Raw genomic sequence first — 24,276 nt, forward strand, 5'->3', positions numbered from 1 at the left:
ACACTATGGTTCAGCGAAAAATCAAATGCTCTTTTGCTGGGAAAGAGCGACCAAATGGGAGACACAAATGTACAGACCGACCGTAACTTCATCACTATTTGGCTTGAACCGCCGCCAGCTTCTGAAAGCCGGCGGTGCAGCCGTTTTGACAACACCTTTTGTCAGCCGCGCTTGGGCTGCGACGACTGAGATCAACATGCTCGCCTGGTACGGTCATGGTGAGCCAGACGTTGTTGCCGAATACGAAGAAGCCAACAATGTGAAGTTCGTGCCAAAGTACTACGCTGGTGGCGACAACATGCTGGCACTGATCGCGCAATCGCCTCCTGGTACCTACGATCTGATCCTGTCGGACGCTGAATTTGTGCAGCAATTGAACGCAGCTGGCTACATCGAAGAAATGAACGCGGCAGATTATCCGCTGGATGACATGCTGCATGAAGACTTCTCGCAGTTCCCCGGCCACTGGGCAGACGGCAAGATGTACTCCATGATCCTGCGCGGTGGCCATCTGGGCGTGTCCTACAACAAGAATTCCGTGACCGAGGAAGAAGCCCAAAGCTATGCCTGCTTCTGGAAGCCAGAACTTGAAGGCAAAGTGGGCCATTTCGACTGGCATCTGCCCACGCTGGGCATGATGAGCCTTTATGACGGCAACGGCGCAGGCCTTTGGGACCTGAACGACGACCAATGGGCGAAGGTGCAAGAAACCACGATGAGCCTGCGCAAACAGGTTGGCGGCTTCTTTGACTATGGCGGCACGTTCAACGGCCTCAAGAACGGTGAGATGCAGGCGATGTGCGGCATCGGCGACTGGATCACCGGCGTTCTGGAAAAAGACGGCGCGCCCGTGGCCTCCGTGATCCCGAAGGAGGGCGGCATCCAGTTCACCGAAAGCTATTCCATCGGCAAGGGCAGCGAAAAAGCGGATGAAGCCAAGAAGTTCATCCAGTACATGATGTCTCCTGCTGGTCAGGTGAAGTCTGCTCAGATGGCAGCCTACCCTGGTTTCTGCGTCACCAAAGCGGGCCGCGCGGCCCTGGTCGAGGCAGATATGGCGGAAGCCAAGCGTTCGCATCAGATTGATGGTGATTCGCAGGATCCGATCACGCTGATCAAGGAAGGCCGGATTCACTACCGCGACATCCCCCAGCAGCAGACGCTGGAGGACTGGAACGACTTCTGGTCCGAGTACAAGAGCGCCTGATCTGACGGCCTAAAGACACCAAAGCGGGCGGCCCTGTGGCCGCCCCATTTTCCCAGACACGCGAAAGTCCCATGTCATCCAATCCTGAACAACGCCCAAACCTTTATGCGCTGACCTGGCGGCTGCCGATCATCTTCTGGCAGCTGATCTTCTTTGTCGGGCCGGTCCTGTTCATGGTCGCGATGTCGTTCTTCCTGGTAAAGAACTACCGCATGACCGAAGCGTTCGAGTTCGTGAACTGGTCACGGATGCTGACGCGAGGCTTCTTCTGGGACAGCTATTGGTACACGATAGGCATCGCAACGCTGTCCACTGTCTGCGCGATGTGCATCGCCTTTCCCGCTGCCTTTGCACTGGCCTTCCGCGCTTCTGAAAGCACCCGACGCTGGGCGATTTTCCTGCTGATCATTCCGTTTTTCACCAGCTATCTGGTACGCACCTTTTCATGGTTCGTGATCCTGTCCGAAAGCGGCGTGGTCAATGCCATGCTGGGTTATGTCGGCCTGGGCCCCTACACGATGCTGAACACGAACTTCGGCACGCTGGTGGGCTATATGACCCTGACGCTGCCTCTGGTCGTCATCCTGCAAACCGTCACGATGGCGAACATCGACAAGAACCTGATTGAGGCCGCGCGCAATCTGGGCTGTTCGCCCCTGCGCACGATCTGGCAAGTGATCATTCCGCTGTCCAAGACCGGGCTGATTATCGCCGCGATCTTCTGCTTTATTCTGTCCTTTGGTGACTTTGTCGCCCCCTTCTATCTGGGCGGATCGCAGGAGCCGACCCTGCCGATCTTGATCCTTGATACCACCAAATCCGGCCAGCAATGGCCCCGCGCCGCCGTGGTCGCGATCATGATGATGGTCACGCTCTTTGCCATCGCCTTCACCGGCATCGCCTTGGCCTACCGCAAGGGGAAAGGCGCGAAATGAAACAGAGCCGGTCCCTCAACTTCATCCTTGGCATCTATGTTGTTCTGATCTTCGCCTTCGTCTTTGCGCCGATCATTTTTAGCATGATCTTTTCCTTCAACTCGCAACGCTTCCCGACGATCCCTCTCGGAGAGTTCTCGACCGAGTGGTATGCAAAGGTGCTGGCCGATCCCGACATCTGGAAAGCCGCGCGGAACAGCCTGATCGTGTCCTGTTCGACCGCGGTGATCGCGACGTTCCTCGGGTTCTGCACAGCCTACTCCGATTTCCGCTACAACTTCCGCTTCAAGGGGCCCTACCTTGCGCTGATCCTGCTGCCGCCAACGATCCCGCTGATCATCATGGCGCTGGCAATGCTCGCGTGGCTGTCCAAGATCGGGATGTCGGGTCAGCTTTACTCAATCATTATCGCGCATAGCGTGCTGACCGCGCCCTTTGCGATGGCCGTCATCCGTTTGCGCTTGAACCAGATGGACCCTGATCTGGAATCTGCAGCCTGGAACCTGGGTGGATCGGAATGGCAGACCATGCGTCATGTGATCATTCCTTTCTGCAAGCCTGCGATATTTTCCAGCCTTTTCCTGACCGCCGCCGTATCGTTCGACGAGTTTGCTGTTTCGTGGTTCGTCTCCGGCCTGAACAGCACGCTGCCCGTGGTCGTTCTCGAAATCGTGCAGGGCAACATTGATCCGCAGGTCAACGCGATCGGCACTTTCGTGTTCCTCACCTCAATGACGCTGGTTGTGTTGGCGCAGCTCTTCTTCGCCAGCCGGCAAATAAAGGGCATCCAATCATGACCAAACCTCTGGTTGTATTTGACAAAGTACAAAAGCACTTCGGCAATTTTGTTGCTGTGAAGGAACTGGATTTCGAAATCCGCGAGGGCGAGTTCCTCGCGATCATGGGGCCGTCTGGCTGCGGCAAAACCACAACCTTGCGCATGCTCGCGGGCCTTGAGGCGCCGAGCATTGGCGAAATTCGTCTGAACGGTCAGGTAATGAATGATGTCGCCCCGCATGAGCGCGACACACCGCTGGTGTGGCAATCGCTCGCGCTGTTTCCCTTTCTGACGGCACGTGAGAACGTCGAATTTGGGCTCAAGATGCGCGGCGTTGACAAGGCGGAACGCAAAGAGCGTGCGTTCAAATGGCTCGACAAGATGGGAATTCTCGAATTTGAGAACCGCCATATTTCGACCTTGTCAGGTGGTCAAAAGCAGCGCGTCGCATTGGCCCGTTCACTGGTGATGGAGCCACAAATCCTGCTTCTGGACGAACCGCTGTCAGCTCTGGATGCGCATTTGGTCATCCGCATGCAGGCTGTGCTCACTGACCTTCAGCGCGAGTTGGGGATTACATTCGTCTATGTGACCCACTCGCAATCCGAAGCCTTTGCCATGGCAGACCGCGTCATCATTATGGGCAAGGGCGAGATCGGCCAAATCGGCACACCCAAGGAAATCTATCGTGCGCCTGCGAACCAGTTTGTCGCCGAGTTTGTGGGTCGCAACAATATTCTGGCGGGCAAAGTCAAATCTGTTGACGGCGGCACGGCCCGGATCACGACACCTTCTGGTGAATTCACCGTGCCCACGAACGAGGTGAATTTGGTCGAAGACCACAACGCCAGCTTCGTGATCTCCGCCGATCTGGTGCACATCGCAACCGAGGAACCCGACGGTGGGAACAAGGCCTATTGCAAGCTGATCTCTGAGGAATTTGTCGGCTCCATGGTCACCCTGTTTCTGGAAGACGCGCAGGGCCACGAGTTCAAGGTCCAGATGCAGGAACGCGAATTGTCCAAGTTCGATCTGCATTCGGGCGATGAGATCTGGCTGTCCTGGGACACCCAAAGCGCCCATGTGTTGAACGAAAGCTGACCGAGGTGCTTCGAAACCCCATTCCTTGGCCAAATGGCGCCAAATGTGCCGTGGCAATCACCTTTGACATGGATGCGGACAGCCTGATCCATATCGCTAAGCCTGAGGACAGCCATGACCGGCTCTATCCCATCTCGATGGGCCGCTATGGTCCTTTGGTTGCACTGCCCCGCATCCTCGACACCTATCGTCGTTTGGGGCTGAAACAATCGTTCTTCATCCCTGGCTGGTGCCTTGAAACCTACCCGGATGTGGCCGAGGCGATCCTGAAAGATGGCCATGAGATCGGGCATCACGGCTACTTGCACGAGGATCCTATCAAGACACGAGGAGAGCAGCGCGAGTGGTTCGAGCGCACGCTCGATGCGCATTTGCGCATTTGCGGGCAAAAGCCTCGTGGCTACCGTGCACCGGTCTACAATATCACTCACGAAGTCGTCGATCTGATGATCGAGCACGGAATTCGCTATGACAGTTCAATGATGGCTGACGACATCCCCTATCGTTTGGATACCGAGGGCGGGTCTCTCTACGAAATGCCCGTACATTGGGGGACCGACGATTGGCCACCTTTCGCACATTACGACGAGATTGGGTACATGATGCCGGTGCGCGGGCCGTCTCAGGGCTTGGCCGGGTTCTGGGAGGAGTTCGAGGCGCAGTACGACGCCGGTGGTTTCTTCATGCTGATCATCCACCCATTCCTGACCGGGCGATTGGCCCGTTGGAAACAGGTCGAAGCATGGATTGCCAAAACACAGGAAACCAAAGACGTCTGGTTTGCCACCCTTGACGAAATTGCCGATCATATGGACCATTTGCAGAAGGACGGCATCTGGACGCCAAGCGTTGAGCGGCTGCCCTATTATGACGGGCCAATCCTGGGGGACACCACATGAACGCTGACGACACACGCCTGCTGCGCATTGCTTACGAGGAGGCCAAAGCCGGGTTTGACGAAGGCGGGTGCCCGATAGGTTCAGTGCTGGCGCGCGGTGGAGAGGTTGTAGCACAGGGGCGCAATCAGCGGGTGCAAAAAGGCGACCCGATTGCCCACGGCGAGATGGATGCATTGCGCAAGGCCGGCCGCCAGAAGACTTATCGCGACACCACGCTCTATACCTCGCTTAGCCCATGCATGATGTGCACCGGGACAATCATTCAGTTCGGTATCCCGCGCGTGGTGATCGGTGAAAACAAAAACTTTGGTGGCAACGAAGAGTTCTTGCGCTCGAAGGGCGTTGAAGTGATCGTCGCAGATGACCCGGATTGCATCGCTCTGATGCGTAGGTTTATCGATGAAGAGCCGGAACTATGGGCTGAGGACATCGCAGAGTAATTGCGTCCTGCACGCAACCTCCCTGGTCAATAAGTCTTGGAAATTCGATGTGCCGGGCCCGCCTTCGGACAGATTGGTTCCCGATACTGTTTGGACCTGTCGCGTTTTAGTGCCGCCCCAAGTGCTCGTTTAAGCCACCTTTCGTTCGAAGGCGACAGGGCTTTTCCAGCCCAGTGCTGAGTGACGGCGGCGTGGATTGTAGAACCCGTTTATGTATTCGAAGATCGCCATTTCAGCCTTCCGACGGGTCTCCCAAGGATGCCGCCAGATCAGTTCAGCTTTGATGGTCTTGAAGAACGTCTCGACGGCGGCGTTGTCGTAACAATTACCCTTACCGCTCATCGATACTTTGAAGCCGTTCTGGCGCAGGATTTTCTGGTAGTCATGGGAACAATATTGCGACCCGCGATCCGTATGATGGATGCAGCCTTTGGGCGGCTGCCGGAACGCGATGGCCATATTCAACGCCCGGATCGCCAAGTCGCGTTTCATCCGATTGCTCACGGCCCAGCCGATAACACGCCTTGAATGCAGATCGAGGATCACGGCCAGATACAGCCAGCCTTCGCGGGTCCAGACATAGCTGATATCCCCCGCCCACTTTTGATTTGGCAGGTCAGCTGAGAAGTTTCGATCCAGCAAGTTCGGCGCGATATTGAACTTGTGGTCACTGTCTGTCGTGACCTTGTGTTTGCGTGTTCTGACAACAGATATCCCGTTCTGGCGCATCAACCTGCCAACACGACGGTGGCCCACGTTCAAACCGATCTCCTTCAACTCTTCGGTCATTCGTGGGCGGCCATAGCTCCCCAAACTAAGCCGCGACTGCTCTTTGATATGAGCCAGCGTGACCAGATCAGATCGCTGCCTACGACTGGCTGGGCGACTGCGGAATGCGCGTAACCCGCGTGCGCTGACACCGACGACCTCGCACAACCGGGCGGCTGGAAAGCTGCCCCTGTGTTCTTCGACAAACCTAAATCTCATTGCTTTAGGCCCGCAAAGAACTGGGTGGCTTTTTTTAAGATCTCCCTCTCCTCCTTCAGGAGCCGGTTCTCCCGTCGAAGTCGATCATTCTCTTGAGCCAGGCTCAAATCCTCTTTGGAAACCACGTCTGTGTCTCGGTGTGCAGTGATCCATTTGTTCAACGTCGACATGCCAACACCCAGATCGTCAGCCACCTGCTTACGCGTCAGCCCACTGGTTAATGCGATGCGCACCGCATCTTGTCGAAATTCGTCTGTCCGTTTCAGTCCCATAGTTCATCTCCTTTGTTGCAGTAAATGCTATCAAAGGAGCGGCATCAAACCGTGACAGGTCCAAAGAGTGGAAAAAAATCTTAGAGTTTGCGCGCCTTGAGGGGGTTTGTTGGATAGATGTTGAAGGTGAAAAAGTACTAAGAGGTCTGGTGTATTCAAGGCCTGCGATGTAGTTCACAGAGTGGATTTCCTTCGGCTCGCAATAATCGACAATTCCCTCACGGCTACTCAGCATCATTGCCAAGGATTGCCCAGAAGATAGACCCACGGCTTATGCTATGCACGGTAATTGCAGACCGTTCTATCCGCAGTTGTCCCGACCCGGGCGAGCTCTTTCTTGAGACGGCGAACTTCGGCCTCCTGATCGGTCTGCCTCTGCGGCTTCGAAAATTGAGCCATCCAGGTGTACAGCGATTTGGTGCTGATCCCGAGCCGGTTGGCCACGTCCTTGACCGAATAGCCACGCTCAGTGACCTGCGCCACAGCGTCGATCTTGAACTCATCTGAGTAGCGAATTTGCCCTGACATTTGTGTCGTCCTTTGCTTCCAAATTTACCAAGCAAAGCGTCTACAAATCTAGGGGCACCTCAAACCGACATATCTGAACCACTACATTTCAGCCCTTGTCAAACGCCATTACTGCGTAAACCAAAGAATGGGTAGGCAATCCCAACTTTCTTTTCGTTTGAGTGCGCACAAAGTACATTTTGCCATTAGGGCCTCGCATTGCCGTAGCAATATCCGCGTGTGCTGACGCAGGCATTACAGATAAAAGCGCGTCGCTGCCGATCGACACGAACATACCGTTCTCATCTTGCAGAAACACGTCAGTAGAATCCGCAAAACCATGCGAGTCTTGTTCGCTAATAAAGATGTCCATATCGCCATCTCCATCCAAGTCTCGCAACACTGGTGAATAAGGCGGCCCGGCTATGTAATTGTGACCAATAACACGTTTGTGCGTAACGTTCTCAAATCCACTAGAAGTGCTTTCGATGAGCTGAATCGCGGACAAATGAAGGCCAGTTCGGGTTTTTGAATAGACACCTGTCGAGACAATCATCAAGTCTTCAAACCTGTCTCCGTTTAGATCAATTGCGCGAGCGCGTATTTCATGTGAGCGTCGACTGCTCGCTGAAAAAAAATGGTCCCACTCTCGCCCCTCAAACTCTGGATGGGGAAGGTGGGCAATCAGCTCCAATTTTGCCGTTTTTCTCTTCTTGTCGAGGATGACACGATAGAGATTGGAATCCAATCTAGGTGACCGGTTGCGTCCCGCATTATCGGTTAACAAAAGAAGCACTTCGCTCGTTCCCAAGAATTTTCCGAACGCAGCCCCCGATCCACCGAAATATCTTTGAGAGGAAAACTTGTACTTTTGAAGTCCATCAAGTGTCCCCAAGTATAGTGCATATGAGCCGTGGTAGCCTGCTGCAAACACGTCTGAAATACCGTCGGCGTTCAAATCTCCAACTGCTGCACCATGTTGCCACCCTGCGCGGTCGATCCTCTGTCGTTCAAACCTGCCGCCAACGTTGTACAGTACGTAGGCGTCAACTTTTTTGTCGCTGTCAGTGTAGGCGCTCAGGAAAATATCAACCGTACCATCGCCGTTGAAATCTCCCGTTGCGATGTCCCCAACGCCAAAGAAGACATTTTCGACTTCGTTGAGCCAATCGCTGGTAACTTCAACAAGCTGGAACCCCCTCCAAGCAAAAATTGCGATGCGGCTAGCACTGATATCCGAGTGCTTTTGTCCTTGGCTTTCGAACCCAGCAATAATCAATTCATCTAAGTTGTCGCCATCCAAGTCGATTGGATAAAGATACCGATTGAACCAATGCTGTTTTGACTGGCTCAGCGCGAATTCGTCGGTCACCTTGGGCCTTCCTGACGTCATTCTTGCTGTGGATACCAGTTTGCGCAGCTCCGCATTTATTTTTTTTAATGTTTTCCCAGAAAAATTGGTACCCGTTGAGGTGGCAGCGCGATCCAGAGCGGAACGAGTTTGGGAACCGGAAATCCCGTCAGCCTCTCCAGCTTCATAACCCAAGTAGTTGAGCATTTTTTGAAGTTCTCTGATAAGATATTTTTCTTGCTGAGCTTGGGCTGGAGTTGCGAGAAGCGTCAGTGCTACCCATGCGGCAATCAACGATTTCTTCATGTAATTCTCTCTTAAGTTTACTCTTCCTCTAATGTACACAAATAATACAGTTTTAGTAAGGTAGTCCCCCCACCTCATTGACTTGGAATAATTTTTTTAGATTCCGTGACGAAACTCGACAAGATGAATTCGACGTCATCAATCCTCGTGTTGGCTCTGATATTCACGCGGCATCGCGAGTGTATGACGTGACAATGCCACCAAGCTGGCGGTTGCGCCGGATCGGGCCATCACGGATCGGTTGAAAATCGACTTGAAGCACGTTGTTGCCGATGTCCCGTCCGCGATGCGGGCGATCAACATTGTAGTGGCGCACCCAGGTCCGCAGAATGTAGTCGAGCTGGGACCGGCTTAAGCAGACGAAGAAATCCAGGCATTCGCGCTTGATGGTGCCGATGAAGGATTCAGCGAAGGCATTGGCGTCTGGCGCTCTGTGCGGGGTCTGGATGATCCGAGCGCCTTCTGAGGTCCAGACTGCGTCGTAACTGGCGCTGAATTTGGTGTCCGCATCACGGATCAGGAAACTCGGTGAGATCCCCTGTTCAGCGCACCACATCAACGTGTTGCGTGCCTGCTGCGTCACCCACGCCGAGTCTGGGGAATAGCTTGGAGCGCTGCAGTACACGCGGCGGCTGCCAAGATGAATGAACATCAGTACATAGGCTGTGCGAGGCCCGCGGAGGGTGAACACAGTCTTTGTAAAGAAGTCACAAGCGACCATGCTTTCCATATGCGCGCTGATAAATGTGCTCCATGGCAGGGCAGGCTTCTTATTCCGCCGCTCCGGGCTGGGGTGGATGCCTGCCTCATTTAGGATGCGTTTTACAGAGTTGGCTCCGGCATAAAGCCCCAACTTCTTCAACTCGCCCACGATCCGCTTGTACCCCCATAGGAGGTTTTCTGATCCAATTCGGGTGACGACGTCGCGTAGTTCTTGCGTTAGACGCGGCCGTCCGACTGCCTTGAAGGGCCGCCCCGCGCGCATTTGCGCGAGCCACCGTTTGTAGGTTGCTGGCTTTGCCACCTCCATGAGCCCGTCGACATCATGGCCGATTTCGGCCCCGATGCGGAGTAGCTCGGCTTTTTCAGCGGGCGACAGAATGATCCTTTGTGTCGGGATGCGCGCCCGCAAGATCGCAACCTGAGCCTTCATTAGTCGCAATTGCGCGTTGTGGCGCGGTGTGAAGAACTTGTTTAGAAAGACCAGAACGAGGGAAAGGGTTGAATGCATCTTGCAAGTCCTCAACGCAGCTTTTAAAAAAATGCTGCTATCTCAAAGTGATGGGCCAAGCTTACATTTTGGCACCCCTCTCATAGATGTCAAAAACGTCTGTGTCTGTAAAAGGCCGAAATTTTGCGAGGGCAGGGGGCATGTCAGGGTTCTTAGGCCCGCTGATATGCGTTGTCGCAATGCTGAGCATCACCTAGCGGCACCGTTCTCAAGTTATCTTCTCAATATACGTTGATCGGTTTGTTGCCAGACCGTCTTGAGGCATGTCAAACTGGTTCGCGATTTGGATTCAATGATTTCAATGGGTTGGGGCGAGAGAGAGTTGGGTGCCAGTTTGGCTCCCTCCGTAAGATGCATCTGGTTTATGTTCATGCCGCTTTTCGTGTTTCACTTTGTTCGAAGTATGCCGCGTCTGGCGTGCGCTTGTCGAGGGCGGTGTGAGGCCGCTCTGCGTTGTAAAAGCCGATCCAGTCGTCGATGATCCTTTTGGCTTGAAAGCCGTTGGTGATCTCGTGCAGATACACTGCCTCCTGCTTCAGGGATCGCCAGAGCCGCTCGATGAAGATGTTGTCCAGATAGCGGCCCCGCCCATCCATAGAGATTTTGATATCGGCCTTCGTCAGCGTCTTGATCCAATCCGCGCCCGTGTATTGGCTACCCTGATCCGTATTCATGATCTCGGGCTTGCCATATTTGGCGATGGCTTCGTCCAGTGCTTCAACGCAAAAGCTGGCATCCAACGTATTTGACAGCCGCCAGGACAGCACTTTGCGTGTTGCCCAATCCATGATTGCCACCAGATACAGGAACCCGTTCTTCACTGGAATGTAGGTAATGTCGCTGCACCAAACATGGTTGGGCCGCGTAATCGACAGCTTTCTCAATAAGTATGGCCAGATCTTATGCTGCGGGTGCTTCTTGCTGGTGTTCGGCCCTTTGTAGATGGCCTGCAGCCCCATGATGCCCATCAGGCGACGCACGCGATGCCGTCCTGCCGAGAACCCTGATTGGGGCAGATACGCCGCGATCTGGCGGCTGCCGAAGAACGGATACTTCGTAAATATCCGGTCAATCTCATGCATCAGATCAATCGTCGCCTGATCAAAGCCAACAGGCGTGTAATAGATTGAGGAACGGCTGATCTTGAGCAGCTTACACTGGCGCGTCAGGCTAAGGTCGGTGTTGTCCTTGCGGATCATCTCGCGGCGTTCAGACAGGCTCATCGCTTCAGCCCTTGTGACAAAAAATCATTTTCCACCGCCAGCTGACCAATCTTGGCATGAAGCTCTTTGATTTCGCCGTCTTTGTTCTCAGCCTTTTTGACCTTGTCCGAGAAAACGTTGACCATGCCATCAATCGCCTGCCGTTTCCACGTGCTCACCTGCGTAGGGTGCAGCTGGCGCTTCGATGCAATCTCCTGCACCGTCTTGTCACCGCGCAATGCTTCAAGGGCCACAGTCGCTTTAAACTTGTCTGAAAAATTCCGTCGCTTTGTCATTCTTGTATCCATTCAATCGGGTTGGATACATCTTAGCACGCTGTCCGAATTTGCCGGACCACTTCAACCGAACAGAATCACAAGTGACTGAACTCACTCAAATAGTTTCAAATCAGGCTCTAAGGCGTGAGATATCGCGGGCGATAACCAAACCATGCTCTGCCAACAAACCTCGGATTTGGTTTACCAGCCGTGTCCTATCTGACACCAGCCTCTGGCGGATACGATGAACGGCCTGGATCTCGAGCTGTTCTGACGATTTTGGTGGCACGAAGCGCATGGACGGCCTGCTGACCGCCTCGCAGATTGCCTCCGCATCGTTTCGGTCATTCTTGTTGGATTTCAGATATCCTTCGTCCGTGGCGACCGGATGCGGTTGCCATCAAGGTCATACTCCGAGGCGTTGCGCTTCCAGTACAACTTCGAGGCGGTTGGCCGCACCAAACTTGTCCTTGAGAGAGCCAACATAATGCTTGACGGTTTTCTCGCTGATGTTGAGCTCGGCCGAGATCTGGCGGTTGGTCATGCCCTGCATGAGATGGCGGACCACCTGGCTTTCGCGGGCGGTCAGACGCAGACGCTCGGCTTCTTTGCGCTTGGCTTCGGCCTGACGCAGCTTGGCGAAGATATCCATCGCCATGTCGGGCTGCACGTAGTTGTCGCCGTTCATGACACGGCGTGCCGCGGCACGCAGATCAGACATTTCACTGTTATAGGTCAGAATGCCCGATGCCCCCGCATCTAGCGCGTCAACCGCCATGTCTATACCCTTCTGAGAGCAGAAGGCCAGAATACGAACCATGTCGCACGACTTGCGAAAGGCGCGAAGAACCTTCATCGGCTGATCAAGGGATCCAAGGTCAACGATCACCACTTCATATCCATCGCGGGAGCACGTCTCGACGATTTCGGGGCTATAGGCAGCAGCCGCCTGCAAATCAAAACCTGCGCACGGCTCAATAAGGTGCTGGAAACCCGCACGCGTGAATACGTGATCGCAAATCACCATCGTTTTATACATCAATCTTCCCCCAAAGTTTGCCTTTCCCCGCGACAGAAGCGGTGTCGGCACTGTTTTCAAAGTCAGTCCAGATTCTCGCTTTCCCCAAACCCCAAACGGACATCTAAACACCTGAAAATTATTATTGCATTTCGACCGATTGAATCCAAGCTATCTTTGGAGAGTTGAGAGACCTTCGTCCCGTATGCGGCCGGGCGAAAGTCACGATTCGTCTTACCCCACAGGTCGGAACGTCACGCTCGACCAACGGGTAAATTACCAAAAAATATATCTATGCCAGTAATATTGAGTTGCTTTTCTGATGGCTCCGTGAGTTCAGACTTGATCCAGATCAAGGCGAAAGTCGGGAAGTGCATTAAAATTGTGTCGAGGGCGCTTTAAATCATGCGACACATTTAAAGCCTATGGTCTAGCGAGACCTTGGACTTTGGTCCAACTCCATTGAAGCGTGTTGTTTGTCGCTCGGAACAGCCTCAAATATCATGGATGTGCGATTCGGAACATGATACCGATCGTTACGACGTAACAGTGCGCACCATGTGCGCCTCAAGGACCGGAGCTACGCACATGGCAGTCAGCCCTCAGGATCATCGGCAAACGCTTCTTGGCAGGACGAAGCCTGCACCTCGCTGGACGCGAGTCTTGGGCGTTCGTGCCAGTCCCTTCCAAAGATCCATGCTGACCATGTCGCGCGATACCTCACTCAGTAAAGTCCTCGTTGTTCTGATCACCCTCGTCGGGGCCGAGCTCTGCATCATGCTTGCGCTGGCCGAAGTCGAAAAACAGCTGACTTGGCTGACAGAGCATGTCTGGGGCGAAGCGGCGTTGGATGCCCTATTGCTGTTCTGTATCATGGCACCAGTCTTTTATTGGCTTTTGATAAGGCCGCTGCAGCGATCAAATACCATTAAGCTGCGGTTTATCGACATGGTGAGCGACGATCTGAGAAATACACTGAACGCTTTGCAGGGCATTGCCATGGCATCGCGTGAGGATCCATCTCTCGCCGCCGGATTAGAGACCGCGCGCCAGGAGGCGCTGCAATGGATGCAATTGCGCGTCGAACGTGTGGTCGCCTTCAGTGCCCTTGACGCCGAGGCCTCACTTCCAACAGGCCGGCCCACCGATCTGCAGGGATTGGCCGCAGAGCTGCATAAGCGCTTTGAGTTCATGTTCCAAGCCAATGGAAACAGCCTGAATATTCGCTGCGAGGGGCCGCATTTATCCATCGGACCGACACAAAGCGAGATCCTGATGCAATTGATGTTCTCGATGCTAGAAATCGCCCGTATGTCCTCGGGAGATGCTGCGACCCACGTCTCAATCCAAACGTCCCACGAGGGCGCAGACCGGATCTTGATCAGGACCACACATGTAGGAAAGACAGCACCTTGCAATACGGCGAACGGCGCCGTGACGGGGCCATTTGAGCGAATAAAACTGGCCGGTGACATCCTCGAGTATATGGCTACGCGCGCCGGTTGCGACTACATCAGCGAAAGCGCCTGTTCGCAAAGCCTGATCATCCCAATCAAGCGACCAACCTCCTTAGACGAAGCCGGGATCCGGCCGCTAAGTCGTCCCTTGTTCAGGCGATGAAGAATTCATCGAAGAACGGCTGTTGTTCTGGTTGCGCAGTGCCACTGGCAAAATCTACAGCCAGCGCATAGGCATCAGCACCTATATCTGCCCCAGCACTCAAGCCATCGAGGTTGCCATCGCTGAAATGGATTCCGCCATAAATCCGAGACGCACCGGCATCAATGGCTGCCTCGGAAAACGTATCCCACTGAAACTGATAGACATCTCCAGGCAGTGCCGCATCAAATGCGCTGGTGCCAGGAGGCACGGTAATATGCGCATCAAGATGGTCTGATCCGGTAAACGCCTTCAAGACAGCCGCCCCTGCTGCCGAAAAGGTGCTGTGGCCCGAGGTATACTCTGCGAAGGGTGGTGACTGTTCGCCTCCAGGCAGCTGGTAGGTGATGAAGTTCTCGGCAAGGATCGTTCGGGTGCCAAAGCTGGTGCCAGTGTCGGGGTCAATGCCACCAAGTGCTTGGATCACAAATCCCGTTTCTCCGGTCAGTTCGTCAACACCTTGCTCCCCAATCAGACCAAGATGTCCCAGGTCGCGGATCACGGTGACCGGCCGAGCATAATCAAAAAACGCTTTGGCATCCCATGTCGCAATTGCCGCATCAAACATGGCATTACCCATCGTCATAAACAAAAGCGCGTCAGTGGCTGCGTCATGCCCGTCGCGCTGCGATACGTATTGCCCAAGCGTCATCCAGGCACCAGGAGGGAAGCTGGTGCCGGGGCCATCTTCCCAGAATTCAGCAACCATTTTCTGATCCTCGGTCAGCGTCGCACTGGTCTGAACGATGGCTTCAGCCTGAGCGATGAAGGCCGGGTTGATGACGGGACCGATCAGGAATTTGTCCACAGGTATCGTAGTTCCGGCCGCCACCGCCACGCCATTTATCTCTGCCGGAGCTGCAAGAGTCATGGTCCGGGTCTGGAAATCAAGCAACGTATCCACATGCTCTAGCGTGAAAAACGGCTCTGGGCCATCCGGACGGGTCAGCACCGTGTCAGTTTCTCCATTGAGCGTTTCAGGGAGCGCGAACCCTTCAGCAAGGCTGAGTTCGGGCGTCAGGAATGTCTGCAGCGCATCTGGTGTGGGCGACAAAATACCCTGCTTTTCGGGTGTCCAGCGCGCGATGTCCTTACGGGTTTCTGGCGCGGGATCAGAATTGACTGGCGTATAGAACCCCTCAGACTGCGCGGCGAGCCGTGCCGCTTCCGCCTGACGCGGGGTGAGACCGTCTTGCGCTGCATCAATCCCCACCTCGTAAGCCTGCGAGTCATCAGAGACATCTAGCTCAAGACGCTGTGACAGTACCTGATCGAATTTCTCCTGATACTGAGGGTAGAGTTCCGACAGCACACGATGGGCCGCGACATGCATAGCGGTTTCGATCTCTGTATCCGAGGCATCGGACAGAGCTGAGAGCTCCAGATTGTCGCCCTCGATATCGATGGAAACACGTTGTGCGACCGGGTCATAACTGGCCTGCGCATCATAGATTGCGGTATGCATAATCGAGAAGGATTGCGACGCGTTGGTCGGTCCGCCACCGCTTTCGACAATGATCGATTGCAAAATCTGATCCCAGATGACGCTTGGAGTGGCCTCTGGAGTATTGACCATCATCAGACGTGGGCCACCTTCAGCCAAAAGGTCGGGGCCAGGTTGTTCAAGTTGTGCCAAGATGTCGGCCGTCCGGAATGTTTCCACGCCCGCAACGAAGCTATCGAATTCCGAAAGCGATTCAATCTCACCATCAAACCGATTGCGAACCGCCAACGCACCATCCTGCAGCAGAAAATCGAAATCATGCAGGGGGCCAGACAATGTCACGACCCGATCAGGTTCGGGGCTGCTAACACCAGAATCCACCAGATCGTCTTCAGAGCCGAAAGACAGGAATTCGAAGCTCTCCACATCCTCGAATTCCCATTCAAAATCCCCCTCACGCGCTTCGATTTCAAGTTCGAGGTCTTCGTACTCGAATTCGTAGTCCTTGCGGCTACCCTCAAGCGTGATCACACGTGTCTCACCGTCTCTTGTGAAACTGATCTGAAACGATTCTTCCGACATGCTGTCCTCCTCGATATCCCGATTTCGCTTTTTGCAGTCCATAGCCAGAGTCATCTTATCGCCTTTCTTATCTCAGCCGTTTATCCGGCTTGTACAGCTCCGCTGTCAACGTTGCGAGTCAGCTTTTCTGTGAAAATACTGATCAACCGTCACGCGGGCGTGGCGGCGGCAGCGCATAAGTCGGCAGCGCATCTATAAATAGCGGCAAGCATTCCTGATCGCGCAGCGGTATGCACAGATCGCTGAATACCAACATCTGACTGAGCGTGAGTCCGTTATTGCCTTGTTTGGCACAATCCACGAACTCGCTCCCATCCTCGGTCAGTGATGTGGCACAGACCACCACACCACCGCGCAAAAACGTGTTAGCAAGCCGCTTGGCGCTCATGCCAGATGCAAGGATTGGTGGCGGGCAAGAGATGCCATGGACGTTGATAATCATGCCATTCAAATTCAGCCTGTCACCTTCAAGCGCCTTCCATGTCATGTTCTTCTCCTGAGCGGTGGCAGATGAGGCCACCAGAAGTGCCAGAGTTGGAAGAATATTGCGCAGCATGGGTTTACCTTTCCTTGAAGGCTCGCGCGAACTGATCGCTGAAGGGCTTGACGAGATAGGATAGGGCTGTGCGTTCGGCCGTGGTGACATAGACTTCGACCGGCATGCCTGGGCGCAGCTCCTTGCCACCGAGGCGGGCCAGCTGATCGGGCGTCACGTCGACCTTGATTGAGTAGAAATCACCAGGCATTTGCGGATCGCTTGTCGCGGCAGCTGCAACATAGGACACGGTCCCTTCAATCTCTGGGGTTTCGTTCTGGTCGAAGGCGACAAAGCGCATCCGCGCCGCGTGTCCCGTATCGACCTGTTCGATCGACGCCGCCGGAACGCGGGCTGTAAAGACCAGTTCCGCCTCTTCGGGCACAATCGTGGCCAGAATTTCGGCGGGGCTAATGACGCCGCCCACAGAGTTCACGTTCATATCGTTTATCAGTCCCGAGATCGGCGCGCGGATTGCGGTGCGCGACAGGGTGTCTTCGATGACGAAACGCTTTTCGGTGAGTTCCGACAGCTGGGTTTCGATCTCCCGCAATTCGCGTTGTGCATCGGTGCGCAGTGTTTCCTGCATCGAGAGGATTTCCAGCTCGAGCTCGCTGACGCGGCTGCGGGCGCGGCCCAATGCCGACAGAATTTCTCCGTGTTCGCCACGCAGCCGGACATTTTCACGTTCAATAGAGAAGGCAACGTTGCGTACCGTAAGCTGACGCTCGGACAAATCTTCAACACGCGCACTCTCAGCTTGAACCAGGAGGATTTCATCCTGTTTGGCGTCAAGGCGGGCTTCGAGGCCATCGATTTCGGTGCGGACCTGCTCGATTCCGAGGTCGATCTGTTCCTTGCGGCGGATGAACGACGAGAGGTTGCCCTCAAAAATACGATGCTCACCCACATAGATGGCCTGCAGCGCAGCAGGGGACACGATAAATTCATCAAGACCTGAAGGCGTCGAAAATTCCTCATGCAGATCGCGCTGTGCCTCCAGCCGGCTTTTGCGAATGGCAAGTTCAGCGATTTTCCCATGAAGGATTGCGCGCTCAGTACTGGCCGAAGTGTCGTCAAGCCGGAGTAGAATATCGCCCTTGCGGACATGATCGCCGGCACTGACGGGAATGTCTTTGACGATACCACCATCACGGTGCTGGACCACGCGCAGGTCGCGATCGACGGAAACTTCGCCGCTGACAACGACCGCGCTGACCAGATTGGAATTCGCTGCCCACCCGAACACGGCGGCGACCAGAAGCCCGGCCATGAAAATACCAGTGATCACATGACCGCGAAAGGAATAAATCGCGTTCTTTGCGGCGTTTGGGTCTGTGGTCTTGCGTGACATGGTCGTTCTCCTGCTCACGATGTGAAGTCGTCTGATTGCTTGTTGCCCAGGTCACTTGTGACCCAGAGTTCGATTTCGGTGACGTCCGTCTCTTGTTCGAGACGCAGATCAATCCGGCGGACCATCAGCTCATCCTGATCACCTTGGCGGAAACCAGGGCGTCCGTGCTCCTCAGCCCCAGCTTCCGGATCAAAGGACGTGATGCGCGCCTCAAAATCAGAGCCGTCGTTCTTGATATCGCGCCTGTCATCAATCTGTTGAAGGTCGGACAGAGCAAGACGGATATCGTCAGCAAAAACCAACGTATCGTCGTGACCAAAGTTGCGGATCTGGAACACGGTTTCAGACACACTGGTTGCACCAGGCGTAAAGAACCCGGACAGATCGAAAACTTCTGCCCCGTCACCGGCTGTGAAAATTTCAATGCCATCGAAGGTATCGGTGGGGCTGTCAGCCCGCGTGACCGTGCCAGCAGCTACATCCACACGCGCTGCCCGATCACCAGCAGTCAGGTCAAGTATGTCGTCACCCGCACCACCATAAACCTGATCAGCTTCCAGATCATCAGCAAGGTAAATCGTGTCATTGCCTGCGTCACCAAACAGGCGGTCTGCGCCATGACCGTCCCGAAGAACATCGTCATCCGCACCGCCGGAAAGAATGTCATCCCCCGCACCGCCAGCCAGGAGATCCTCACCATGGCCACCGGAAATTCGGTCATCACCCTCACCACCGTCGATGGTGTCGTCGCCAGCTGCGCCGATCAAAAAGTCATCGCCCCCATACCCAAGAAGAACGTCGGAACCATCGCCACCATAGACGAGGTCATTATCTTCACTGCCGCCAATATGATCAGGCGTATCAAAACCATACACAACATCGCCGCGCGGCGTGACCGGATCATCCAGGCAGTCGTCATCTGCTGCGTTGTGCTGATCGCAGCTCTCCGACCAACACTCATCAACTTTGGCGTCGTCGCAGGATGCCTCCTCATCTGGGTTGGGGCCATCTGAGTGGTCAACTTTGTCACCACAGTCTGCGGCTGCGGTATCATGGCAGTCCACGTCTGCGTCACTTTCGTGCTTTTCTTCTTCGGGTTCTGCGTCTTCCTGCAACGGTGACGTAATCTCTGTACCCCCACCACCAGGATCCGCCGGCCCACCACCTCCGGCAGGAATGTCGGTATCTGGGAAAAGACCGTCCTCACCACCGCCCCCGGGATTTGCAGGCGCAAAAGTCGGTTGCAGATTGACTGCCGCCGCCGTGATGTTTGGCGCCTGAAATTTTTCAAGTGACAGATCTGCGGGCAACAACACCGAAGAGTTTGGGCCGCGCTCGAACGTGGTGGCATCAAAACCGCCATCCTGGCCGCTGCGGTCACTAGTGCGAAACAATTCGGCGTTACCATAAGACATACGACCACTGTTGTTGGCCGACAAATTATCCGTCTCGCAGATGGGCGCGGCGTTATCGGCGGCCCCGAGGGGCGTGTCGGGCGTGGCTTGCGCCGCAACCTCAGAGCCGCCAAACAAGGTCTTGATGTAGGCGATCAGAGCGAACATCACGGTCACGCCCATGCCGATCTTGCGTTTGGGAATGGCCGATACGGTTTCCCGTAAAGACACCATATCCTCAAGACGCGCCGTTCCCGGCGTCTTGGCCTTTTTGGATGACTTGACCTCAATCATGCGCCTGTAGTTTCTCGAACAGCAGCGACTGGCGACTGCTCCACTGTCGGGGCTGCCGTAGGGGTCGGGGCAGGGGATGCCGGCTTGACCCGCATGATCTCGGATTTGGGGCCAAAACGGCTGAGGGCGCCATCCTGGACGACACCGACCAGATCAACGTTCTCCAGTGCACTTGGGCGGTGAGCTACGACGATCACGATGCCGCCACGGTCACGGATGCTTTGGATCGCATGGCTGACCGCGCGCTCGCCTTCGGCGTCGAGGTTTGAATTCGGCTCGTCCAGCAGGACCACGAACGGATCCCCATAGAGCGCCCGTGCCAGAGCAATACGCTGACGCTGACCGCCCGACAGGCTGGTGGAACTGGCGCCCAGTTCCGTCTCGTAGCCGTCGGGCATGGCCAGGATCATCTCGTGAACGCCCGCCGCACGCGCCGCCGCAATGACCTTTTCGGGATCGGGATCGGCAAGGCGCGCAATATTACGGGCAATCGTGGTGTCGAACAGGGTGTAGTCCTGCGGCAGATATCCAAAGCTACGGGCAATTGTGTCTTCGCCCCACTGCACCAGATCGGCGCCATCCAGACGGACATGACCGCGCAGCACAGGCCAAACCCCAGCCATCGCCCGCATCAGCGAAGACTTGCCGCCGCCACTAGGGCCGATCAAGCCAAGCGCCTGCCCGGCTTCAAGCTGAATGGTCACATCCGACAGCAGCACGCGGCCCGATCCCGGCGCCACAACGGTGATCCCTTCCGCCGAGAAGGCCTGCTTGGGATCGGGCATCTGCAGCGGGCGGGGCTGCTCAGGCAAGGCGGCCATTGTCTGCTTGATGGTCGCCAGTGCATTGCGAGCGGCGATCAGGTTCTTCCAGTTGGCGATGGTCGAGTCGATCGGCGCAAGGGCACGGGCCGAAGCCACGGAGGCAGCGATGATCGCACCGGCGGTCATCTCGCCCATGATGGTGAGATAGGCGCCAAGCCCCAGAACTGCAGACTGCAGCATCATGCGCAGCACCTTGGACAAGGCGCCCACGGTGCGAGTCACGTCGCTGGAACCGGATTGCAGCGTAAGATGTTCGTCATTGGCCTTCTGGAACTGGGCTAGAGCCTGCGACGAGAAGCCCATCGCTTTGATGACATCGGCGTTGCGGGCATTGGCCTCGGCCACCGAGCTGCGCTGTACGGCGGCGCGGTTGACTTGGGCATTGGCCTTGCGGGTCATCAGTTCGGTCAGGACGGTCATCAGCGTCAGGACCACGGCACCGGCGATGGCCAACGCACCCAGGTAGGGATGCAGCACAAACACGAAAGCCAGAAAGATCGGCATCCAGGGCAGATCGAACAGCGACACAAGTGCCGGGCCACCGAAGAAGTTGCGGAGCGTATCGACAGAGCGGCCCCGCTCCATCGACTCAGCCACTGAAAAGCCGTAGCGTGGCATGTCGATGCTCATTCGGTGGATATCGGGCGCGACCCGGGCATCAAAGCGCGCCCCGACCCGGTGAAGGATTTGCGAGCGGATCACGTCAAACCCGCCCTGGAACATGTAGAGCCCCAGTGCCAGCGCCGAGATCAGCGCGAGCGTCGGGATACTGCCGCTCATCAGGGCGCGGTCGTAGATCTGCATCATGTAAAACGCGCCGGTCAAAGCCAGGATGTTGATGATCCCGGACAAACCGAAGATATAAAGAAACACTGGCCGCAGTCCGGCTGTCAGGCGGGCAAGGCGTGCATCCTTTTCAGACTGTCTCGCAGAGGATCGGGCCATGGTGTGTGCTCCTTTGGGTCAAACGTGTTCGATGGCTTATGGCGTAAAGCGTGCGACCGGCCTTCCACGCTATGTCGGATCAAAATTCAGACCTTTGTCCGTGGGGGCACCCCGACCAAGGATGCCGCGCCGCGCGGCATTCGCGATACTCTCTTGGCGCCGGGGTCCAGCGGCATATCAGACTTTAGTCCCATGCCGCATCAGACCAACGGGACTGGTTAAATAAGCCCTTGGGTGTATGCTTTCAAAAGAGCAAACCTCAGGAGGTTTCATGAGCGCGTACGCAAATACACCCCAGCGACCGCTGCCCGAACAGTCCGGCAGCGCGGCTGAGCGGTACCGTATCAAGGGATGGGTCTGGCCTCTGCAGCAGCAGATTGCGGCAATAGTGCTGGTTGCGATCCTGATATTAGCAGCGGCGATCCAGTTGTGGAACTACCGCACTTTCATGAACGCTGAGATCGAGCGGACGCACGAAAATCATCTTATGATCGCGCAGAACGTTTCGTTGTCGCTGTCACGCTACGTCACGGACGCTGCGCGCGTGTTCGTCCATGCGGCCATCGAAGTCAGCAACAACAACAGCCCAGCGACGCAGGATACCCTGCTGTCGTTGCTGGAATCGCTGAACATAGACGGCATGGTTCTGTTGGCGCCCTTCACAGCGAATGCGCCACCATCCAATCGGCTGGGCAAGGATCTGCCCCTGCCGGAGCAGGTGGTGCTGGATGATCTGCGGGCGGGCACCAACGCGACGCTTGGCGGTGTTCAAATTTCGGGTCTGCAGCGGATCGGAGACAACAAGTATTTCATACTGGGGTACGAGCTTGCCGATCAGCGGCTGGTGATCGGCTATATGAAAACCGACTATATTAAGTTGGTTCAGCGGGCCATCGCCTTCGGCGAATTCGGACATTCGGCGATCTTCGATCAGTTCGGGCGCGCGATCGCGCACCCGTCACCCAGGGTGGAAGAGAACATGGTGGATGCCTCGGGTATCTCGGCGGTGCGACGGATGCTGAACCGTGAAACCGGCGTCGAGATGTTCTTTTCGCCGCCCATGCAAATGGACATGATCGCGGGGATCACCTTTGTTCCAGAGACGGGCTGGCCTGTCATGGTTCCGCAGCCGATCTATGAATTGTCGGATGCGGTGAATGTCAGCCTGTCGAAATCCTATCTTCTGGTAATGGCGATGGCGGCCCTTCTGGGGGGTGCGGGATGGGCGGTGTCACGCCGGCTTGCCCGTCCGGTCCAGAATTTCACCGAGATCAGCCGCAAGATCAGCGATGGGGATTACACCGTCAACCTGCCAGACGAGGAACGCTCCTCGGCCGAGATGTGGCAACTCAACGAGTCGCTCAAAACGATGATTCATCGCATGCGCAGTTCTAACAACAAACTGCGCGAAGCGCTGCGGCTGGAAGAGGAAGAGAACAAGCGCAAGAGCGACTTTATGGTGATTGTCGGTCATGAGCTGCGCACACCGCTGAGCGGTGTGGTGGGTATGCTGACGGTCTGCTGCGAGCAAAAGGACGATGTCGACCGTGACCATTATCTGGACGTGGCGTGGTCATCGGCAAAAGAGTTGAGTGCGCTGGTCGATCACATGGTGGATTACGCCGAAGGCACGACCGAGTCGATCCGTCTTAATTCGACGACATTCGACATCGAGGCAGGGATGCGGGACATGGAGGTGCTTTACGGCAACCTTGTACGGAAAGCCGGTCTGGAGTTCCACCGCACGGGACTTGGCGATGGCAGCACGCAGATCGTATCAGACCCGGTGCGCCTGTTGCAGATGATTGCGAAGATCATGGAGAACGCGATCAAGTTCACCAAGGAGGGCCGCATTACGCTGCATTCGGAAATTTTCCAGCAGGATGATCGAAAATGGCTTAAGGTGGCTATCAGCGATACCGGGATCGGGATCGATGAGGGGCAGCTGGAGCGTATTTTCCTGCCGTTCGGACAGGTTGACTCATCCTTTACAAGATCGTACCGAGGAATGGGCCTTGGGCTGTCCATTGCGCGGGCCATCGTGAACAAACTCGGAGGCCGCATCACATGCGCAAGCAAACTTCACGAAGGAACGCGGGTAGAGATATGGACCCCCATCGAACTTGCGTAACCTCTCGAGCGACGCGACTGGCCGGCGCATGGTCTCGGTGAGTGATCGGCGCAATATCCTTGTCGTCGATGACGATGAAATCAACCGAATGGTTGTCCGCGTTCTGATGGAACGCCGCAATTACCGCGTGCTCGAGGCTGCAAGCGGGCCAGAGGCGCTGGATCTGGTCAAGGATGAAACCTTCGACGTTGTGCTGATGGACCTGAGCATGCCGGGCATGGACGGTCTGGAAACGACGCGCTGCATCCGCAGCCATGATGCCAGTAGCCAGTTGCCGGTGGTGGCGCTGACCGCGCATACCAGCCATACGGAACAGAAGATGTGTCTAGAGGCCGGCATGAACGCCGTGCTGCGCAAGCCGTTCGATTCCGAACAGGTGGACAGGCTTCTGGGGTTGCTTGACCACACCACCAAGGGGCCGGACGCCTGAGGCAACACCCCCGTCACAACGAAGGACAGAGAGGCGGGGTGACATAGACAGGGAATGATCTGCAGGCGCATCGGCTCTTTCTGAACCGGCCTTGGGACATACGGCGCCGCAGCGCGCTTATCAGAAGTTGATCAAGGCGTTGTTTCGAGCAATGATGACGGCCTGCACCCGG

At 55.7% G+C, this 24,276-nt stretch carries 19 protein-coding genes and 2 pseudogenes; 9 read left to right on the forward strand and 12 right to left on the reverse strand.

What is annotated here, in order from left to right:
- Window positions 1-67 precede the first annotated feature (67 nt).
- From MED193_RS02745 to MED193_RS02770, 6 genes are all read left to right on the forward strand, one after another.
- Window positions 68-1,207 (forward strand): PotD/PotF family extracellular solute-binding protein, encoded by a 1,140-nt coding sequence (locus tag MED193_RS02745; protein WP_050757566.1) that lies wholly within the window; start codon window positions 68-70, stop codon window positions 1,205-1,207.
- A 71-nt stretch (window positions 1,208-1,278) separates the two neighbouring features.
- The gene (locus MED193_RS02750; RefSeq protein WP_009808109.1) at window positions 1,279-2,142 is read left to right on the forward strand and encodes an ABC transporter permease; all 864 of its coding nucleotides are present in this window, start codon (window positions 1,279-1,281) and stop codon (window positions 2,140-2,142) included.
- Entirely contained in the window at window positions 2,139-2,939 is an 801-nt protein-coding gene (locus MED193_RS02755; protein ID WP_009808110.1) for an ABC transporter permease, read from the forward strand. Before MED193_RS02750 ends, MED193_RS02755 begins: the two co-directional genes overlap by 4 nt.
- Entirely contained in the window at window positions 2,936-4,021 is a 1,086-nt protein-coding gene (locus tag MED193_RS02760) for an ABC transporter ATP-binding protein (RefSeq protein WP_009808111.1), read from the forward strand. The genes MED193_RS02755 and MED193_RS02760 overlap by 4 nt, the downstream gene beginning before the upstream one ends.
- Window positions 4,022-4,026: 5 nt before the next feature.
- Window positions 4,027-4,920, forward strand: coding sequence for a polysaccharide deacetylase (locus tag MED193_RS02765; protein WP_039965789.1), 894 nt, complete (start codon window positions 4,027-4,029; stop codon window positions 4,918-4,920).
- Window positions 4,917-5,360, forward strand: a complete 444-nt coding sequence (locus MED193_RS02770; protein WP_009808113.1) for a nucleoside deaminase — start codon at window positions 4,917-4,919, stop codon at window positions 5,358-5,360. The genes MED193_RS02765 and MED193_RS02770 overlap by 4 nt, the downstream gene beginning before the upstream one ends.
- A 129-nt stretch (window positions 5,361-5,489) precedes the next feature.
- Here MED193_RS02770 and MED193_RS02775 read toward each other — a convergent pair.
- The 7 genes and pseudogenes from MED193_RS02775 to MED193_RS02810 all read right to left on the reverse strand — a co-directional run bounded on the left by MED193_RS02775 (window position 5,490) and on the right by MED193_RS02810 (window position 12,533).
- Window positions 5,490-6,619, reverse strand: a protein-coding gene (locus tag MED193_RS02775; RefSeq protein WP_085978289.1) for an IS3-like element ISRosp1 family transposase whose coding sequence is annotated in 2 segments (ribosomal slippage) — window positions 5,490-6,388 and window positions 6,388-6,619 — 1,131 coding nt in all. Because the reading frame shifts where the segments join, the coding sequence is not laid out codon by codon here.
- 318 nt (window positions 6,620-6,937) lie between these two features.
- Window positions 6,938-7,147, reverse strand: a pseudogene (locus MED193_RS02785) (transposase); the annotation flags it as partial.
- Between the two features lie 88 nt (window positions 7,148-7,235).
- Window positions 7,236-8,783, reverse strand: coding sequence for an FG-GAP-like repeat-containing protein (locus tag MED193_RS02790; protein WP_039965792.1), 1,548 nt, complete (start codon window positions 8,781-8,783; stop codon window positions 7,236-7,238).
- A gap of 163 nt (window positions 8,784-8,946) precedes the next feature.
- Entirely contained in the window at window positions 8,947-10,014 is a 1,068-nt protein-coding gene (locus MED193_RS02795; RefSeq protein ID WP_039965793.1) for an integrase core domain-containing protein, read from the reverse strand.
- 368 nt (window positions 10,015-10,382) lie between these two features.
- A protein-coding gene (locus MED193_RS02800) for an IS3 family transposase (RefSeq protein WP_085978290.1) occupies window positions 10,383-11,512 on the reverse strand; the annotation gives its coding sequence in 2 pieces (ribosomal slippage) (window positions 10,383-11,248 and window positions 11,248-11,512; 1,131 coding nt in all).
- A 130-nt stretch (window positions 11,513-11,642) separates the two neighbouring features.
- Window positions 11,643-11,867 (reverse strand): annotated as a pseudogene (locus MED193_RS22505) (transposase); the annotation flags it as partial.
- Between the two features lie 33 nt (window positions 11,868-11,900).
- Entirely contained in the window at window positions 11,901-12,533 is a 633-nt protein-coding gene (locus MED193_RS02810) for a response regulator transcription factor (protein ID WP_009808118.1), read from the reverse strand.
- 567 nt (window positions 12,534-13,100) lie between these two features.
- On the opposite strand from MED193_RS02810, the gene MED193_RS02815 reads away from it, so the two are divergent.
- Complete coding sequence (locus MED193_RS02815; RefSeq protein WP_246059161.1) at window positions 13,101-14,132, forward strand: HAMP domain-containing sensor histidine kinase; 1,032 nt, start codon at window positions 13,101-13,103, stop codon at window positions 14,130-14,132.
- On the opposite strand, the gene MED193_RS23040 is transcribed toward MED193_RS02815, so the two are convergent.
- The 5 genes from MED193_RS23040 to MED193_RS02840 all read right to left on the reverse strand — a co-directional run bounded on the left by MED193_RS23040 (window position 14,122) and on the right by MED193_RS02840 (window position 21,543).
- Complete coding sequence (locus MED193_RS23040) at window positions 14,122-16,197, reverse strand: vanadium-dependent haloperoxidase (RefSeq protein WP_254655425.1); 2,076 nt, start codon at window positions 16,195-16,197, stop codon at window positions 14,122-14,124. The two genes, MED193_RS02815 and MED193_RS23040, sit on opposite strands and share 11 nt — an antisense overlap.
- A gap of 142 nt (window positions 16,198-16,339) precedes the next feature.
- Window positions 16,340-16,753, reverse strand: a complete 414-nt coding sequence (locus MED193_RS02825; protein WP_009808121.1) for a hypothetical protein — start codon at window positions 16,751-16,753, stop codon at window positions 16,340-16,342.
- 4 nt (window positions 16,754-16,757) lie between these two features.
- Window positions 16,758-18,086: an HlyD family type I secretion periplasmic adaptor subunit gene (locus MED193_RS02830; RefSeq protein ID WP_009808122.1), complete on the reverse strand. Its 1,329-nt coding sequence runs from the start codon at window positions 18,084-18,086 to the stop codon at window positions 16,758-16,760.
- Window positions 18,087-18,100: 14 nt separating this feature from the next.
- Window positions 18,101-19,774, reverse strand: a complete 1,674-nt coding sequence (locus tag MED193_RS02835; RefSeq protein WP_009808123.1) for a calcium-binding protein — start codon at window positions 19,772-19,774, stop codon at window positions 18,101-18,103.
- Entirely contained in the window at window positions 19,771-21,543 is a 1,773-nt protein-coding gene (locus MED193_RS02840; RefSeq protein ID WP_009808124.1) for a type I secretion system permease/ATPase, read from the reverse strand. Before MED193_RS02840 ends, MED193_RS02835 begins: the two co-directional genes overlap by 4 nt.
- A gap of 271 nt (window positions 21,544-21,814) precedes the next feature.
- On the opposite strand from MED193_RS02840, the gene MED193_RS02845 reads away from it, so the two are divergent.
- A complete protein-coding gene (locus tag MED193_RS02845; RefSeq protein ID WP_009808125.1) occupies window positions 21,815-23,674 on the forward strand; it encodes an ATP-binding protein in 1,860 nt (619 codons plus the stop codon).
- On the forward strand, window positions 23,667-24,104 hold the full coding sequence (locus MED193_RS02850) for a response regulator (RefSeq protein ID WP_254655426.1): 438 nt from the start codon (window positions 23,667-23,669) through the stop codon (window positions 24,102-24,104). Before MED193_RS02845 ends, MED193_RS02850 begins: the two co-directional genes overlap by 8 nt.
- Window positions 24,105-24,276: the final 172 nt, after the last annotated feature.

This window comes from Roseobacter sp. MED193, from assembly GCF_000152965.1.
GTDB lineage: Bacteria > Pseudomonadota > Alphaproteobacteria > Rhodobacterales > Rhodobacteraceae > Pseudophaeobacter.

Coding starts and splice junctions, on each gene's coding strand:
- MED193_RS02745 (WP_050757566.1), top strand. CDS start 68: ATGTACAGACCGACCGTAACTTCATCACTATTTGGCTTGAACCGCCGC.
- MED193_RS02750 (WP_009808109.1), top strand. CDS start 1,279: ATGTCATCCAATCCTGAACAACGCCCAAACCTTTATGCGCTGACCTGG.
- MED193_RS02755 (WP_009808110.1), top strand. CDS start 2,139: ATGAAACAGAGCCGGTCCCTCAACTTCATCCTTGGCATCTATGTTGTT.
- MED193_RS02760 (WP_009808111.1), top strand. CDS start 2,936: ATGACCAAACCTCTGGTTGTATTTGACAAAGTACAAAAGCACTTCGGC.
- MED193_RS02770 (WP_009808113.1), top strand. CDS start 4,917: ATGAACGCTGACGACACACGCCTGCTGCGCATTGCTTACGAGGAGGCC.
- MED193_RS02790 (WP_039965792.1), bottom strand. CDS start 8,783: ATGAAGAAATCGTTGATTGCCGCATGGGTAGCACTGACGCTTCTCGCA.
- MED193_RS02795 (WP_039965793.1), bottom strand. CDS start 10,014: ATGCATTCAACCCTTTCCCTCGTTCTGGTCTTTCTAAACAAGTTCTTC.
- MED193_RS02810 (WP_009808118.1), bottom strand. CDS start 12,533: ATGTATAAAACGATGGTGATTTGCGATCACGTATTCACGCGTGCGGGT.
- MED193_RS02815 (WP_246059161.1), top strand. CDS start 13,101: ATGGCAGTCAGCCCTCAGGATCATCGGCAAACGCTTCTTGGCAGGACG.
- MED193_RS23040 (WP_254655425.1), bottom strand. CDS start 16,197: ATGTCGGAAGAATCGTTTCAGATCAGTTTCACAAGAGACGGTGAGACA.
- MED193_RS02825 (WP_009808121.1), bottom strand. CDS start 16,753: ATGCTGCGCAATATTCTTCCAACTCTGGCACTTCTGGTGGCCTCATCT.
- MED193_RS02830 (WP_009808122.1), bottom strand. CDS start 18,086: ATGTCACGCAAGACCACAGACCCAAACGCCGCAAAGAACGCGATTTAT.
- MED193_RS02835 (WP_009808123.1), bottom strand. CDS start 19,774: ATGATTGAGGTCAAGTCATCCAAAAAGGCCAAGACGCCGGGAACGGCG.
- MED193_RS02840 (WP_009808124.1), bottom strand. CDS start 21,543: ATGGCCCGATCCTCTGCGAGACAGTCTGAAAAGGATGCACGCCTTGCC.
- MED193_RS02845 (WP_009808125.1), top strand. CDS start 21,815: ATGAGCGCGTACGCAAATACACCCCAGCGACCGCTGCCCGAACAGTCC.